This is a genomic window from Pedomonas sp. (assembly GCF_036515995.1).
Lineage (GTDB): Bacteria > Pseudomonadota > Alphaproteobacteria > Sphingomonadales > Sphingomonadaceae > Pedomonas.
This window is the reverse complement of record NZ_DATBUP010000038.1, coordinates 25,169-40,718: the sequence shown is the minus strand read 5'-3', so window position 1 is coordinate 40,718 and position 15,550 is coordinate 25,169. Positions and strand designations below refer to the sequence as shown.

15 protein-coding genes are annotated in these 15,550 nt (G+C 61.6%); 8 read left to right on the top strand and 7 right to left on the bottom strand.

Features of this window, described 5'->3' with window-relative positions; all coding sequences use genetic code 11:
• The 5 genes from VIG90_RS03395 to VIG90_RS03375 form a co-directional block, all read left to right on the top strand.
• Positions 1 to 702: isocitrate lyase/PEP mutase family protein (locus tag VIG90_RS03395; protein WP_331592031.1), on the top strand; the 702-nt coding region annotated here is incomplete at its 5' end.
• Complete coding sequence (locus VIG90_RS03390; RefSeq protein ID WP_331592030.1) at positions 689 to 1,333, top strand: isochorismatase family protein; 645 nt, start codon at positions 689 to 691, stop codon at positions 1,331 to 1,333. The genes VIG90_RS03395 and VIG90_RS03390, both read left to right, overlap by 14 nt.
• Positions 1,334 to 1,344: 11 nt before the next feature.
• The gene (locus tag VIG90_RS03385; RefSeq protein ID WP_331592029.1) at positions 1,345 to 2,190 is read left to right on the top strand and encodes an alpha/beta hydrolase; all 846 of its coding nucleotides are present in this window, start codon (positions 1,345 to 1,347) and stop codon (positions 2,188 to 2,190) included.
• A 96-nt stretch (positions 2,191 to 2,286) separates the two neighbouring features.
• A complete protein-coding gene (locus tag VIG90_RS03380) occupies positions 2,287 to 3,024 on the top strand; it encodes a maleate cis-trans isomerase family protein (RefSeq protein ID WP_331592028.1) in 738 nt (245 codons plus the stop codon).
• A 20-nt stretch (positions 3,025 to 3,044) separates the two neighbouring features.
• Positions 3,045 to 3,908 (top strand): isocitrate lyase/PEP mutase family protein, encoded by an 864-nt coding sequence (locus VIG90_RS03375; protein WP_331592027.1) that lies wholly within the window; start codon positions 3,045 to 3,047, stop codon positions 3,906 to 3,908.
• 65 nt (positions 3,909 to 3,973) lie between these two features.
• Here VIG90_RS03375 and VIG90_RS03370 read toward each other — a convergent pair whose 3' ends face one another.
• Positions 3,974 to 4,957 carry an alpha/beta hydrolase gene (locus tag VIG90_RS03370; protein WP_331592026.1) on the bottom strand — a complete coding sequence of 328 codons (984 nt, stop codon included), beginning with the start codon at positions 4,955 to 4,957 and terminating at the stop codon, positions 3,974 to 3,976.
• Between the two features lie 203 nt (positions 4,958 to 5,160).
• Here VIG90_RS03370 and VIG90_RS03365 point away from each other — a divergent pair, with 203 nt between their 5' ends.
• The 3 genes from VIG90_RS03365 (at position 5,161) to VIG90_RS03355 (ending at position 8,411) form a co-directional block, all read left to right on the top strand.
• A complete protein-coding gene (locus VIG90_RS03365) occupies positions 5,161 to 6,612 on the top strand; it encodes a flavin monoamine oxidase family protein (RefSeq protein WP_331592025.1) in 1,452 nt (483 codons plus the stop codon).
• A 186-nt stretch (positions 6,613 to 6,798) separates the two neighbouring features.
• Entirely contained in the window at positions 6,799 to 7,581 is a 783-nt protein-coding gene (locus VIG90_RS03360) for a helix-turn-helix domain-containing protein (protein ID WP_331592024.1), read from the top strand.
• Positions 7,578 to 8,411: a helix-turn-helix domain-containing protein gene (locus VIG90_RS03355; protein ID WP_331592023.1), complete on the top strand. Its 834-nt coding sequence runs from the start codon at positions 7,578 to 7,580 to the stop codon at positions 8,409 to 8,411. The genes VIG90_RS03360 and VIG90_RS03355 overlap by 4 nt, the downstream gene beginning before the upstream one ends.
• A 110-nt stretch (positions 8,412 to 8,521) precedes the next feature.
• On the opposite strand, the gene VIG90_RS03350 is transcribed toward VIG90_RS03355, so the two are convergent.
• The 6 genes from VIG90_RS03350 to VIG90_RS03325 all read right to left on the bottom strand — a co-directional run bounded on the left by VIG90_RS03350 (position 8,522) and on the right by VIG90_RS03325 (position 15,535).
• Entirely contained in the window at positions 8,522 to 8,896 is a 375-nt protein-coding gene (locus tag VIG90_RS03350; protein WP_331592022.1) for a c-type cytochrome, read from the bottom strand.
• 10 nt (positions 8,897 to 8,906) lie between these two features.
• A complete protein-coding gene (locus tag VIG90_RS03345; RefSeq protein WP_331592021.1) occupies positions 8,907 to 10,931 on the bottom strand; it encodes a nitrilase-related carbon-nitrogen hydrolase in 2,025 nt (674 codons plus the stop codon).
• Between the two features lie 256 nt (positions 10,932 to 11,187).
• Complete coding sequence (locus tag VIG90_RS03340; RefSeq protein WP_331592020.1) at positions 11,188 to 13,314, bottom strand: xanthine dehydrogenase family protein molybdopterin-binding subunit; 2,127 nt, start codon at positions 13,312 to 13,314, stop codon at positions 11,188 to 11,190.
• Entirely contained in the window at positions 13,314 to 13,787 is a 474-nt protein-coding gene (locus VIG90_RS03335) for a (2Fe-2S)-binding protein (protein ID WP_331592019.1), read from the bottom strand. Before VIG90_RS03335 ends, VIG90_RS03340 begins: the two co-directional genes overlap by 1 nt.
• A 54-nt stretch (positions 13,788 to 13,841) precedes the next feature.
• The gene (locus VIG90_RS03330; protein WP_331592018.1) at positions 13,842 to 15,050 is read right to left on the bottom strand and encodes an MFS transporter; all 1,209 of its coding nucleotides are present in this window, start codon (positions 15,048 to 15,050) and stop codon (positions 13,842 to 13,844) included.
• A gap of 122 nt (positions 15,051 to 15,172) precedes the next feature.
• Complete coding sequence (locus VIG90_RS03325) at positions 15,173 to 15,535, bottom strand: YciI family protein (RefSeq protein WP_331592017.1); 363 nt, start codon at positions 15,533 to 15,535, stop codon at positions 15,173 to 15,175.
• Between the last annotated feature and the right edge of the window lie 15 nt (positions 15,536 to 15,550).

Below are 15,550 nucleotides of genomic sequence, written 5' to 3'. Positions count from 1 at the left end.
ATGGGACTCATCACCGCCAGCGAGACGGCCGACACGGTGAGCCAGATCCGGGACCGGGTCAGCCTGCCCTTGATCGTGGATGGCGACACCGGTTTCGGCAATGCGCTGAACATGCAGCGCACTGTGCGCGCGTTCGAGCGGGCGGGTGCAAGCGCCATCCAGATCGAGGATCAGGGCTTTCCCAAGCGCTGCGGCCACATGGCGGGCAAGACCGTGGTGTCGATGGCCGAGGCGGTTGGCCGCGTGAAGGCGGCGCTGGATGCACGCGAACACATGCTCGTGATCGCCCGTACCGATGCGGTGTCGGTCGAAGGCTTCGACTCAGCCATGGAGCGCGCTGAGCGCTTCCTTGAAGCGGGCGCGGACCTGATTTTCGTTGAAGGCCCCCGCACGCTTGCTGACACCCGCCGGGTCGGCGAAGTGTTCGGTGCGCGCGCACCGCTTGTTCACAATCTGGTGGAAGGCGGCGTGACGGCAACCAAGGAGGGCGTGGAACTTGAGGCAATGGGCTTTGCCGTTGCGCTTCACCCGCTGCTCCTGATGCACGGCTTCGTGAAAATGGCCCCAGGCCTTCTGGAGACGCTGAAGGCGAACCGCTCGACGGTGGCGCTGGAGGCAGAGATTGCCAGTTTGTCCGATCTTAATCGGATTACGGGCGCTTCATCGCTTGTGGAACTTGGAAAGCACTATGACCATTCGTGACGCGGGAAACCTTGATTCCGATTATGCCAGCGCCGGCTTCGGCGGTCGGGTCGCCCCGGGCAAGAAGGCGGCTCTCATCATCGTCGACGTGGTGATGGCGTACCTTGATCCGAAGTCGCCGCTCTATGCCGGCGTTGAAGCTGCGCTGGAGTCAAATGTGCGGCTGGTGGATGCTGCCCGCAAGGCAGGCGTGCCGGTGATCTACACCAATGTTGAATATGAGCCGGGCGGGCTGTCCGGCGGCATGTTCTTCAAGAAGGTGCCTGCCCTGAAGGCGTTCGTGAAGGGCAGCCCGGAGGGGGCATTCCCGCCGAGTCTGCAACCGGCGGACGACGAGCTGATCGTCACCAAGCAGTATCCGTCTGCGTTCTTTGCAACCCACCTTGCGTCGACCCTGCGTGCAGCGGGCATCGATACGGTGTTCATCACCGGCTTCTCGACCTCGGGCTGCGTGCGCGCCTCGGCGCTGGATGCGCTCTGCAATGGCTTTGCACCGTTCGTGATCCGCGAGGCCTGCGGTGATCGCGACGTGCGGCCGCACGAGCAGAACCTGTTCGACATGCAGGCGAAGATGGCAGAGGTGGTGAGCGAGAGCGAAGCCATCGAGCTGTTTGGCACATTCTCAGCATGAAGGATGCAGGTATGACCCAGCCGCTGATCGATCGTGCTTTTGTGCGGATTGAGGAAGGACTGGTCCATTACCGAAGACTGGCGGGGGAGGGGCATCCGCTGATGATGTTCCATCCCTCGCCCAATTCCTCGCGCGGACTGATGCCGGTCATGCAGGCGCTGCGCCAGGCCGGTTGTGCGGCGGACATGTACGCGCTCGATACCTTGGGCAACGGCGATTCCGCCCCGCCCCGCGCGGGTATGGATGCGCCTGGCATCGAATATTTCGGCGATGCCATGGCGCGGGTGATGGACGCGCTGGGGCTGGAGACAGTGGATCTCTACGGCATGCACACCGGCGCGCGCATTGCGTGCGAGGTGGCGCTGCTGCGGCCCGACCGGGTGCGACGGGTGGTATTCCGAGGCATCAGCGACTTTGACGAGGCGACCCGCAACGCACGCCTTGAGCATTATGCCCCTGAATGCGACTTTGACGACTATGGCCGACAGTTCGTGTGGGCGTTCAATTTCGTGCGCGATCAGGCGCTGCATTCGCCCTATTTCAAGCGAGATCCCGAGCACCGCCTCACCAACCGCGCCGTGCCGGGTGCTGCCGACCTGCACGAGCGGGCCCTGGATGTGCTGAAGAACCTGACCAGCTACCACAAGCCCTACCGCGCCGCCTTTGCCTACCGGACAACCGAGCGGATCGTGAACGTGGCGGCCTCCTCCCTGTTCATCAAGTCCGCAGGCGATCCGCCGCACATTGCGGCAGCCGCCAGCGAGCTGGCAGCCTTGCTGCCCAATGCCCAGGTCGGGGAAATAAGCGGTGCCTTGCCGGAGGAGGCGGCCGTCGTTGCCCGCTTCTTGAACGGCTAGAATTTCCGCCGCTTCGGCCGGCGCCGGGCAGGGTAGGGACAGAGAACATCCGCAGCTGGCTGCGGCTCTCCCCGCCACGGACCAAAGGTGCCGGCCATGCGCCATCAGTCGATATACAGCAATCGGGCAAAGATCGGCCTCATCACGCCGCCGACCAACACGGTCAATGAAGCGGAATGGACCCGCATGATGCCGACCGGGGTCACCTTTCACGCCCATCGCATGCCCCTGCATGCGCCGCCCCATACTCCCGAAGAGGTTGCTGCCTTCCAGCGCGATCTGGACGCGAACGTCCGTCTGCTGGCGCAGGCAAGAGTGGATGTGATCGCCTATGCTTGCACGGCCGGTTCCATGGTCACACCAGCGTCAAGCATGCCCGAGGCCATCAAAGGGCGCACAGGCGTCGAGGCGGTCACGACCGCAGCGGCCATCGTCCAGGCCCTCGCCCGCCTTGGGGCTGCCCGCATCTCGGTCATCACGCCCTACAATAAAGTCCCAAACGACCATGAGGCCGAGTTCCTGCGGGCGCACGGACTTGAGCCGCTGGCAATCGAGGGACTGGGGCTCGGCGTCAATGGCGCGGCTGATATCCCGAAGATTTCGCAAACCCCGCTGGCGGACATTCGCACGTTGGCTGAGCGGACGTTCGTCCAAGGCTCCGATGCGCTGCTGATCACGTGCACCGATTTTCCGTCCCTGCCGCTCATCGTCGAGCTGGAGGAGACCTTTGGCGTTCCTGTTGTCAGCTCGAACACCGCAACGCTCTATGCGTGCCTGCGCAAGGTTGGCATCAACGACCATCTCAAGAACTCTGGCGTTCTGATGACGCTGTAAGCCAGGAAGGACACGAGAACATGGCGGATTCCCGATTGAGACAGGCACTTGCGGACAAGGAGTTCATCGTCGCGCCAGGCGTCTTTGACCTGATCTCTGCCCGGATCGCCGATGCCATGGAGTTCAAGGCCCTCTACGTGACGGGTTACGGCACGGTTGCATCTTACCTGGGCATTCCGGATGCAGGTCTTGCGACCTATCGGGATATGATCGAGCGGATCGCGCAGATCTGCAAGCGCACCAGCAAACCGGTCATTGCGGATGCGGATACCGGTTACGGCGGTCTCCTGAACGTACGCCATACCGTGCAGGGCTACGAAGACGCGGGTGTCAGCGCCATCCAGATCGAGGATCAGGAGTTCCCGAAAAAGTGCGGGCACACCCCCTACCGGCGCGTCATTCCCATGGAAGACATGATGCGCAAGATCACCGTTGCCGCCGAGGCGCGCCGCTCCGATGATCTGCTGATCATCGCGCGCACGGACAGCCGCACATCCATGGGCATCGAGGAGGCCATCCGGCGCGGCCAAGCCTACGCCAAGGCCGGTGCTGATATCATCTTCATCGAGTCACCGGAAAGCGAATCAGAAATCATTATGGCGGCCGAGCAGATCAGGGCTCCGCTACTGGCGAACATGGTCAACGGCGGCAGGACACCGCTGCTGTCAGCCGAGCGTCTGGCAGAAATCGGCTACGGTATCGCAATCCACCCGGCCATCGGCTTTCTCGCAGCGGGCGCAGCACTCCGGAGCGCCTATGCGGACCTGCTGGAAAATGGCCAGACGTCGGATGGGATCGAGCTTTACCCCTTCGGCGACTTCAGCAAGCTGCTTGGATTCGAGGAAGTATGGGACTTTGAAAGGAAGTTCAACGAGCTGACCTGAGCTCGGGAAGTTCCAATCTGCCGAGCACCGGGGCCGTCCCATGGGACGGCCCGTCGCCCGCCGTATCAGGAAGCCTGATCTGCCGGGACTGGCGTTGCCTGCAGGAAATCGATGGCGATCCGCACGCTGGCCTCGCTCTGTTCCAGCGGCACCATGTGGGCCGCGTTGGAGAGGGTTGCGAAGGTTTTCTGCTCGGCTGGGATGAGGTTGAACGCCTCGCGGCCGTCTTTTACCGTGACCATGCGGTTCTGATCGGACCAGACCACGAGGGTCGGCATGGTCAGGCGGGCTAGTGACTGGCGGCGCTGCTCCTCGCTAAGCTGCGCCCCGTTCTTGAAACCGGCGACGGCATTTTCCTGCAGACCCTTCCGGTTGGCAAAGTCGGTCATCCGCTTGACCAAGTCCGGCGTGATGCGGCTGTGATCGACCAGATTGGTGCGCAGCAGCTGACGGGTGTAGTATTCAGGCTGATAACGCTTGAGGACGCTGCGAACCTTGCGGGCGGTCTCCATGCTGGCGGGCGAGCCGATGCGGGAGTGCCCGAGCGGGAAGTTCATGAGAATAAGGCGATCGACCACATCCGGATGATCCGCTGCATAGCTCAGGGCAACCACGCCGGCGCTCGAGGTGCCAACGAGGGTCAGTTTCTCGAGTTCGAGCGTCCTGATAAAACTATCGAGCAGCGCGATTTCCCGCGCGTAGCCGGCGCCCTTGGCGGTGTAGCCCGCGGTCAGGCCCGATGCCGGGCGATCGAAGCGCACGACGCGATAGCCGGCGCCGACCAAAGCCCTGGCCCAGTCATCCCAGTCCCGCAGGTTGAGAAAAGAGCCGTGCATCAGCAGGACGACGTCACCCTGGCCTTCGTCCAAGTAATGGTAATTGATGCCATCCACATCCACGAATTTGGAATTGGGAAGCTGGTACCGGTCGCGAAGTTCCTGCTCTGACAACTCGAACGCGCCCATGCGGGCCGCGGCGATGTAGGAGCCGGCAGCGATCAGGGCGATCGCGACGGCCGATGCGACGGTCGTGGTAATGGATGCAGACATGCCGGTCCTCGGTTGCAACTTGAGCGACCATAATGGCCGAAGTCCACTGGCTGACACAGCCCCGGCGTTGCCGGGTGTTCATTCCGCGAGACGCAAAGGGGGCCAAGTGCTCGCATAGTAAACACCCCCGTGTTCCGACAGGTGCCCAGCGGGCACAAGATGTCATGCTCAGCCTTCGAATTGCGTTCGCCAGGGGATGGGTCATGAGTATCAACCGCCGTACATTTCTGGCTGCGGTGCCGGCGTCACTTCTTGCAGCACCTGCCATTTCCGCAGCTTCTCTCGTACGCGAAAAGGTCGATGTCGTTGTCATCGGCGCGGGTCTTGCCGGGCTTAATGCTGCCGTCAATCTGGAAGACCTTGGTGCATCCGTCATGGTGCTGGAGGCGCAGTCTCATATCGGGGGGCGTCTGCGCACTCTACGCCGTAACAATCGGTCCTACGAATGCGGCGCCACGACAATCGGCCCGGAATACGGGCGTATCCGCGCGCTTGCCGATCGTTTCAATGTTCCGCTGGTGGCGCCGCATCGGCGTGGCGGCATGGCGTTTCATATCAACGGCGTCTTTGGTGCAGCCAAAGACTGGACGAACTCTCGGGCAAATCGAACAACCGGTTGGGAACGGGATGTTCTGCCCGTGCAGCTGGAGCAGAACGCGATAAACAGGTTCGGCAAGCTGCCGATACTGGATGCATGGCGGGACAAAAGCGAGCTCAAATGGGACATTCCGCTCGATCGGTTCTACCGGGACTGCGGCCTGTCCGACGAGGCGATCCGCTTGATCGAAATTACCAGCAACGTCGAGACGCTCGCGTCCACCTCCGCCCTGTTTCAGATGAAGGAGCTGCAATCCCTGGGCAGCTGGGGTGCAGCCGGCGGGCAGAAGAACTCCGTCTATGAGGCAGGGGGGGCGGATTTCCATTATATTGGCGGCGGATCGGATCGATTGCCGCAGGCAATAGCGGCAGGGCTGAAAGGCGGGGTTCGCACAAATGCGCCAGTTGTTGCCGTTGACATGACGCAGCAAGGCTGCACGGTGACCTGTGTCGACGGCAGCATCATTCGGTGCCAGTATGTGATTTCCGCCGTGCCATTCACGGCGCTCTCGAAAATCAAGATCACGCCAACGCCCACCGGCCCACGTGCAGAGTCGATCAATAACTCCGAGTATATGGGCACTACAAATTTCTTCTTTGAGGTAACGCGGCCCTACTGGGAAGAGGACAAGGCAGACCCCGGCCTGATCACGGACAGCCCGATCGAGCGGGTGTTTGCTAATAAGGGCGACTCTGGCGAAGTCGAGTGGCTGAACGTCTGGGTTAACGGCAAGACTGCCCGCGCCATCGACCAGATGGGTCTGCAGTCCGGTGTTTCCTTCGTGATGAGCGAATTGTTCCGCTTGCGTCCGTCCATGCAGGGGGCAATTTCCTTTGCGGGAATGCACAGCTGGGGTGCCAATCCATATGTTACTGGCAACAAGCACCTCTTCAAGCCAGGTCAGGTCTCCGAGTTTGGTTCAACGATTTCAGAGCCTTGGCTGAGAATGCACTTCGCAGGTGAACACACCCGCGACGTTGAGCCCGGCATGGAGGCAGCTGCCGCCACCGGAGAGCGCGCAGCATTCGAAATTCTGGAGAAAATGGGCAAAGCCTGACTTCCGCAGATCTGACGGATGCGTTAGCGTGGAGTTGCATAGGGAGCATATGCTTCTGCATTGGTGATCGGCCCCCTGTCTGATCAAGCTCGGGTAACAAGCATCAAGACTTGGCCTGCGCTAAAAGATTTTGAGTTCAAATACAGGGCAGGGATGGCCGGCTTTGCACGTAAGTGGAGCCGAAAAATGCTGAAAGTTGAGTCTGTAGCGCGGGGTTTGGAAGTTCTACGGCTGATCAATTACGGAATGGTGCACGGCAACGGCGCCTCCTTGGGGGAAATTGCAGCCGCTGCGGGCTTGTCGCGGGGAACGACATACCGCATCCTTTATACGCTGGAAGCCACCGGTTATGTGGTTCGCACAGCTGACGGCCGCTATGACGTGACGCGGCGCGTCCGTACACTCAGTCATGGCTATGATGATGACTGGATCGGAACAGTTGCTGACCCGGTCGTGCGCGATCTCGGTCGCGAGATCATGTGGCCGCTTTCGGTCAGCGAGCATGTCGGCGGCGCGGTTGTTGTCCGGCTGACAACAGACAAGCAGAGCCCGCTTGTCTTTAATGTAATCCGCCCGGGCTATAACATGTCGATGCTGGATACGGCGTCAGGTCGCGTGTTGCTCGCCTATTCGTCGCCCGAGAAGCAGAACACCATCATGGAGTACATCGTTGGCCTTGGCGGTGACCGGGCCGTTGCTGCCGACATGCTGGGCAGAAGCTTTGCCGCCACGGGCGACCTCATTCGCCAGCGCGGGTACGATCACTGTACCATCCCTCAGGTGCGGCAGACGGCACTGGCCGTGCCTGTGCGCAATGAGAACGACGAGGTCGTTGCGGCCCTTGCCGTGCGCTACTTCAGCTCGGCGATGTCAATGGCGCAGGCGGTGAATAGTTTTCTCGAACCTCTCCAGCAGGCTGCACGCCAGATGTATGAGCTGAATCTGTCGCGGAAAGGACGGACCCAATGAGCGAAGGTGATCGTTACCGCATCCGGGCTCTGGATCGGGCCCTGGCCATCCTGCGGGTGCTCAACCAGTACAATGGCCTGAACGCTTCCGAACTCAGCCGCATCGTCCGTCTGCCGCGGCCCACGGTGGTTCGGTTCCTGACGACCTTGACCGACTGTGGCTATGTTGCGCGATCGGATTCTGACGAGCGCTATCGGGTCACGCCGGACGTCCGGAACCTGACCTACGGCTATCGAGAGGAAAAGTGGCTGTCGTCTGTCGTCAATCCGTTTCTGGAGGGCCTGCATCAGGAACTGGTCTGGCCTTTGGCATTCCTGTCACTTTCCGGGGATCGCCTGGTGATCGAGGCGCTGACGGATCGCATGTCCTCCATGATCGAGCGGCGGGAAAGTCCGGGCGCGGAGATGCCCCTGCTCAGCAGCGCATCGGGCTATCTGCTGATTGGCCTGTCTGACGATGAAACGCGTGAACGGCTGACCGAGACTGCGCTCAGGACCGAAACCGCAGTCATGGCACGCTACGGGTTCAGTGAGGACTGTGTCCGGGAGAAGATCGAGGAAGCCCGCCAGAACCAGTGCATGGTTCTGAATATCCAAGCCCACACGGCAGTCGCGGCGCCAGTCTGGGTGAATGGCAATGTGGTCGGTGCAGTGGTTATTCGCATCAAGTCCGTGAAGCCAGGAGAAGATCAAAAGCTCGCCCACTACAAGGACGTGCTTGCCACTGCCGTGGGGCGTCTGGGGCGGATGATCGAGGCGTCCCTGAACGATGGGGCGGGCTATGCGCGCCAGCAGGCAGACCAAGGCCTTCAGGTGGCACCGTACCAATAGGCGGCCTCATAACTGTTGGACGCGCTGGCAGCGTTCGTCCGGGCTAGGCTGAGACAGCGTCGGCCCTGAAAAAAAAGCCCCTGACTTCGGATCAGGGGCTTTATTCTGGCTTACTTGATGCTCTGCATATAGGCAATCAGAGCCTTCCGGGCAGCGGGATCAGAGATCCCGGCAAACACCATGGATGTGCCGGGTATCATTTCCCGGGGCCGTTTCACGAATTCGTCGAGCTTCTCGGGAGTCCAGATGAAATCGGCCTCAGCCATTCCTTTGCTGTAGCGAACGCCCTCCTGCTTGCCGGCCGGCTTGCCGATAATGCCGTTCAGGCTGGGGCCGATGCGCTTGGGGTCCGTAGGCAGCAGGGCGTGACAGGCCTGACAGCGCAGGAACTGCGCCTTGCCCTTGGCCAGTTCCTGAGGGCTGGTGGCACCTGCCGCGACCGGAGTCGCGGCTAATGCGATAGCAAGGAGCACAGACAGTTTCATGGACATGACCTCACACCGTGTCTGACGTGCGGTAGCGGTCCGCACCGATTTCGCTGCTGGGTTGGATGTAGATGCCTCGCTCGTGATAGCTGTTGATCACGGCGCGGAGCTTGTTCGCACCCAGATAGGGGTTCTCGTAAGGCTTCTCGGCCCAAAGGTTGTTGGGGAAGCCGACCTCGCCATTGTAGATGTCTGCATAGGCGACCTGATCGTTCCAGATCGCGAAGTTGGTACGCGGATCGGCCCTCATGCGCCGCAGGGCGGTCAGGTCGATATGGCCGCGGAAGGGGATCGGTCCCGGACCGTCGGCCGTACCCTGTACCGTCCCATCGAAGTTGATGATGCGCGTGTGGCCACGGCGGAAGAAGGTCAGATGCTCGGAATCCGGCGAGACGTGCTCCCCGCCGTCCATCGCCGACACCACGTAGGCGCAGTTTTCAAACGCGCGCAGCTGCCGGGCATTGTTCCACGGCGCGCGACCCTCGGCGCCGTGCGGCTCAGAGGAGGAGTGGAGGATAACCTCTGCACCCATGCGACGCAGGCCATAGGCGATTTCCGGGCTCATGTTGTCAAAGCAGATCATGTTGGCGATCATGCCGATCGGCGTGTCCGCCACCGGGAACAGGGCATCATAACCGAAGGCTTCGATGTACTGATCGTAGATGCTGCCGGGGGTGGTGTCAGGCAGGAAGCCCCACACATCCGCGCACTGCATCTTGCGATACGTGTGAACGAGCTCGCCCTGATCGCTTACCAGGAAGGCGGAGTTGAAGACGCGGCCCGGCAGCTTCTCATGGCATTCGAAGTTCTGGAAAGCGACATAGGACTTGTAGGTCTTGGCGAACTCCTTGATCCGGTCGATGATCGGATCATTCTGGGTGATGGCCATCTTCTCCATGTCCTGCACGGTGCGCTGAATGCCGCCGATTCCTCCAGGGCCGGTCAGCCAGAATTCCGGGAAGACGACGAGCCGGACCGACGGCAGGTTGGCGCGAGCGCCGGCCTGAGCCAGATTATCGTCGAGGTTGCGCATCATGATGCGGCGGGCTTCGCTGACGTCAATGCCCAGCGGCACCAGGCGCGGCACAGTCTGCATGGCGAGAACATCATACTGCTCTTCGTATTTCTCACGCTTCGGGCCGCAGCGCTTAGCCTCGGCCTTGAGGCGCTGCTGGGCAGCCTCCAGCCATTCAGCGCGGCTTTGAGGCTCAGGCAGGGCACCGGCAGCCTCGGCCCATGCCTTGTAGCCAGCGCCGTAAAGGTTGGCGCGTACGATGGCGGGCATGCTGCTCTGCGGCGTCGCGCGGCGGCGGCGCAGGGTCTCGATATCGAGGTCGTAGTAAATGAAATCCTCACCGCCCTGTGCGCCGATGAGCTCGCATTCCCAGTTGAAGATGGACGTCGAGGTGGGCAGGCTGACCTCGGTGCCCGCCTGAACGAGGCTGCGCGGGGTGGCGCATGCAACGTAGCCGCAAATGTCGGTGGCGCGACCGTAGCGAGAGTTGCGGCGCATCGTCGTATGGCGATCAGCGCGTTCAATGCTGGGGTTCAGGATGATTTCTGCGCCGTGGAATGCAAGGGCGCGTGCGTATTGCGCGAACAGGATGTCTTCGCCGGGCAGAATGCCGATGCTGGCAAACGGCAGGCGGGCAACCGGGAATGTTGCATCCTTGGCTGGAAGCGCCTTCGTTTCGCCGAAGCCCTCAACCAGATCCGGCGTAATCTTGCCAACGCGCAGATGCTGCTCGCCACTGGGATCGAACAAAAATCCCAGCGTCTGAGGCACCAAGCCAGCTGCTTCCGCCAGGACCGCAGACCCCGCCAGGTAAACATTCAGGTCTCTGGCAATGTCCGACAGGGCTGCAAATGCCTCCGCTTCGGTGCCGATGTCGGGGCTGTGGGGCAGAAGGATAAGGGGGGCGTGGTCCAGGGCGGTTGTGGACTGACGCGCCGCATCAGCCCGGGCGATTTTCAGATGCGCGTGCAACTGGGCCGCGTTGACGGGGCTCCAGGCAACCTGGGAGAGAATAATCAAAAGAAACCTCCATCGAATTGTCGATGTAACGGATGGGTCGGCTGTGGCTGAGACACCGCAGCAATTTCGCCTTCAATTTATGACAGTCAGGAGCCCAGGCGGCTTGTATCGAACCTGATCGCGTCCGTTCTGCGGGCGAGGCCAGGGAGCGCGGAACGGAAGCACGCAATGGATGCGCACACGCCATTCGCTCAGGGCAAAAGAACGCCCCCGTACCGCTAAGGCCGGAGGCATTCGTCACGTCGAAACTGCGTTTTCAGGAAAAGGCCTCGGCGACCGGAAGGTGTCGCAGACGACGCCCGGTTGCGGCATGAAGTGCGTTGAGCAGGGCCGGGCCGCACGTCGGCGTTGACGTCTCACCGACGCCACCTGGCGCATTGTCTGTCTGCAGGATGAAGGTCGTCATTGGCGGGGTTTCCGCCAGCGTCAGCACGCGATAGTCTCCAAAGCTGGTCTCCGAGACATATCCGCCATCAAAGTTGACTTTGCCATAAAGAGCAGCGGACAGGCCGAATATCACGCCACCCTCGACTTGCGCGATCACGTTGTCGGGCTGTACGGCAAGGCCGCAGTCGATCACATTGGTGACGTGATGGATACGGATTTCACCGTCTTCAACGGACGCTTCGATGACTTGCCCAAAGTAGGAATCATAGCAGGCAACCAGAGCCACGCCGCGTCCACGCCCGGGGGGCAGCGGGGCTGACCAGTTCGAGAGCTCGGCAACCTTGTCGGCAACCGCGGCCATGCGCGGATCGGTTAAGCGGTCCCGGCGGAACTTGAATGGATCGATGCCCGCCGCGTGGGCCAGCTCGTCGATAAAGCTCTCAGCTGCAAAGGTGTTCTGAGAGTGGGCAACCGAGCGCCAGTAACCAACGGGAACCGGCGGTTTCACCTCGCTCCAGGCGGCCTGCGTTCTGCCGAGCTTGTAGATGCTCGGCACCAGCTGGCTGCGCACTGTGGGGTCAATCGGCGCGTTGGGGCCATTGAACAGCGCCATCCGCGTGCGCATGATCGATGCCCCGGAGATTTTAGCGTTGTATCGGGTAATGTCGCCGTTCGCGCTCAGTTCGCCCTCGAACTGAAAGGCATAGGCCGGCCGATAAAAATCCCGCTGCATGTCTTCCTGACGAGACCAGAATAGGCGAACCGGGGCGTTGATTGTCTTGGAGATCAGGGCTGCCTGATGCACGAAGTCGGATTCGGAGCGTCGCCCAAATCCGCCGCCGAGCAGGGTCTGATAAACGACGACGGCGGACTCCGGCAGGCCTACCGCTTTTGCCGCCACCTCGCGCGCACGGAACACGGCCTGGCTGGGGGCCCAGACTTCGCATGTATCGCCCTTATGCCATGCCGTGCACGACATCGGCTCCATGGTGGCATGTGCGAGGAAGGGTAGTTCATAGCGCGCGCTGACCTTCCTGGCCGTTTGAGGCACAGCAGCATCCTGATTGACGTCAAAGGCGCGTCCCGGCTGAGCCAATGCATCCTGAAGCTCCCGCTGATGGCGCGAGCCGTCGAGATCGGCATCCGGCGCGAGTTCGTATTCCGGAGCAGCGGCCTCCAGGGCCCGCATGGCGCTCCAGGTGTCGTCCGCAACAGCAACCAGGGTGTTCTGATCAATGACGAAAAGCTTGTTGACGCGCGGCAGTGCCAGGGCGGCCTCTTCGTTGTACCTGACCAGTCTGCCGCCCGTAATGGGGCCGTGCGTGACGGATGCGAACTTCAGCCCGGGCAGCTTGATGTCCGATGCATAGAGTGCCGCGCCCGTGCACTTGTCGGGCACGTCCCGGCGGTCCTTGATCTTGCCGAAGAGCCGGTAGTCCGCCGCAGGCTTGAGGGTGACCTCTGCCGGTACGGGCAGCTTGGCGGCCTCTGCTGCGAGCTCGGCGTATGAGAGCTTGGTTCGCCCGTCCGGATGGATGACGAAGCCCAGCGCCGTTTTGCAGCGGCCGGGCTGAAGCTTCCAGCGCCTCTCGGCGGTCTGCACGAGCATGGAACGGGCGCGGGCCGCACACTCCCGTAGCGGGGTAAACCAGCTGCGCACCGACCGGCTGCTCGCCGCGATGAACATGCCGGGCTCCTTGGCGGCGGGCGTTTCCATGGTCGAGTTGAACATTTGGATTTCAACCTGCGACCATTCAACGTCAAGCTCTTCGGCCAGAATAAGCGGCAATGATGTGTAGACGCCTTGCCCCATGTCCGCGAGCAGGGCCGTGATCTGGACGCGCCCTGATGGTAAAATGGCAAGCAAGGGTTGGATCTGGGTGGCGGCTCTGGCGGGGTCTGCAACGGCAGCCGGCACTTTCATTGCCAGAGCAAATGTTGCGCCGAACAGGGAGGCCGCCAGAATCTCCCGTCGGCTAAGAGATACGAATTCCATCACGCAGCCCCTTTTTGCATCAATTTGCGGGCATCCGCGATTGCCTCGGGCATGCGGGTATAGGTTCCGCAGCGGCAGATGTTGGTGATGGACGCGATCAGTTCTTCGTCAGTCAGGCCCGGAGAGTTGGTCAGCAGATCAATGATCTGCATGATGAAGCCTGGCTGGCAATACCCGCACTGGGGAACGTTGTGCTCGACCCATGACTTCTGCACCGGGTGAAGGCCCGCTGAGCCGACATGCTCGATCGTGACGACCTTGGATGCGCCGAGCTCGCTGACCGGCATGGTACAGGACCGCACAGCCGCGCCATCGACGAGGACCGTGCAGGCACCGCATATGCCAACGCCGCATCCGTACTTCGTCCCGGTAAGTCCGGCGAGGTCACGGATTGCCCACAGCAGAGGCATTTCGCCAGGTACGGTCAAATGATGGACCGAGCCGTTGATATCGATGGAAAAACGATCGCTCATGGGCTCAGGCTATCGTTGGCACAGCCCGAGCCGAATGACTTTCGGCCAGCGCGTTCACCCTGCGAGCGAGCGCGACGGACTTAGCGGGCGGAAATGAACATAGGCGGCCAGCATGCACAGCAGTGCTCCGCCGGCCAGCATGGCACCATTTGCACCGATGTGCCTGGCGGCCTGTCCCCAGAGGAGGCTGCCGAGGCTAAGGCCACCCGCAAAGATGATCATGACGAACGAGATGGCGCGCGCCCTGTAGGCTGCGTCGGCCTCTGTCAGGACGAATGCATTGATGCCGCCCCCAACCGCGATCCAGCCCAATCCGACGATGAAGAAGCCGAGCAGGGACAGAGCAATGCTGCTGACGCCCGCGATCAGGGCCATGCCGACCGCTGTAATGCAGACGCCGTTGCGCAGTGTCTGGCTGAAGGTTGCGCTGCTTGTCAGTTTCTTGATGAACCCGCCGATGACCGCGCCTGTCCCGATCGCCATCAGAAACAGGCTGAAGATTTCCGTCTGTTCCTTGGCATACCCCTTGGCAATGAGGGGCAGAAACGCCCAGACGGGGCTGACGAGCAGAAAGAACACGAACGTCGCGAGCAGTCCGCTGCGCAGGTCAGCCCGGTACAGAACATGGCGGGTGCCGGCCATCATGTCGCCCGCAAAACTGGTGCTGGGTATCTGGCGGCTGGTCGTCGGGCGCCAGTTCAGCAAGGCGAGTCCGACGAGAATGCAGCTGCCCGCATAGGAAAGCATGGCCAGAAATGGCCCGAAGATGGCGAGCAGGATCCCGCCAATCATCGGCCCGACGGCCCGGCTCGCATTGTATCCGATGGCGCTGAGCATTACGGCGGCGCGAATGTCCTGCTGTTCCACGATGGAGGGAAGAACGGCCTGACGAGCGGGAGCCGAAATTGCCATCAAGGTGCCGCTGGCGAACGCAAACAGCAAGATCGTGCCAATCGATACCGCTCCAAACGCAAGCGTGGCCGCAAAACCGAGGATGAGCATGATCATGAGGGTTTGGGTAGTCAGCAAGAACCGACGTAAGTCGGTGCGATCCGCCAGCGCCCCGGCGGGCAGGGACAGAAGAAAGATCGGCAACTGTGTTGCGACCGGCAGAAGTGCGATCTGAGCCGGGGAGACCGTCAGGTCGGCCATCAGCCAGCTCATGGTGATGTCTTGCAGCCAGAAGCCAAGGTTCGCCAGCACCGTGGCCGACCAGAGCATGGCAAAGACGGGCTGGCGCAGCGGGCGCAATTGATCACGCATGGCGACAGCCACCTTCCTGAGGTGAGAGCCTGGTCGGCATCCGTCACCATCCTTTTCGTACTTTGAGCGGATAACGGCGTGCTCGCGTGTCCGCGGCAGGCACGCCTGAGGCGCGGCCCGGCCTAGCGGCGGCCGACACGCTCCACAGCCGTAAAGCGCGGCTTCAGATCCGGGTGGCGCTCGAGGAACCACTCAGGAGCGCGGGCATAACCGGCATCGAGCAAGTAGCAATCAATCTGCTCGATCTTAATTTCCGCATACGCGCCCGCGAGGGTGTAGGGATCCTGATAGACGTAGTGGTTGATCTCGTCCCACGTTTCATGGGCCGAGATGGCAATGACACCGGCCATGTTGCCGTCCTCATCAAGGACACGGGCAGACATGATTGTCCGGCTGAACTGCGAAATGTGGTCCTCATGTGCCTTATGGCAGTCGGCAACGACCTCGTTGACGTTGGGCACATGCTTGCGGCGGGTCATGAACATGGGATTCTCCTGCTG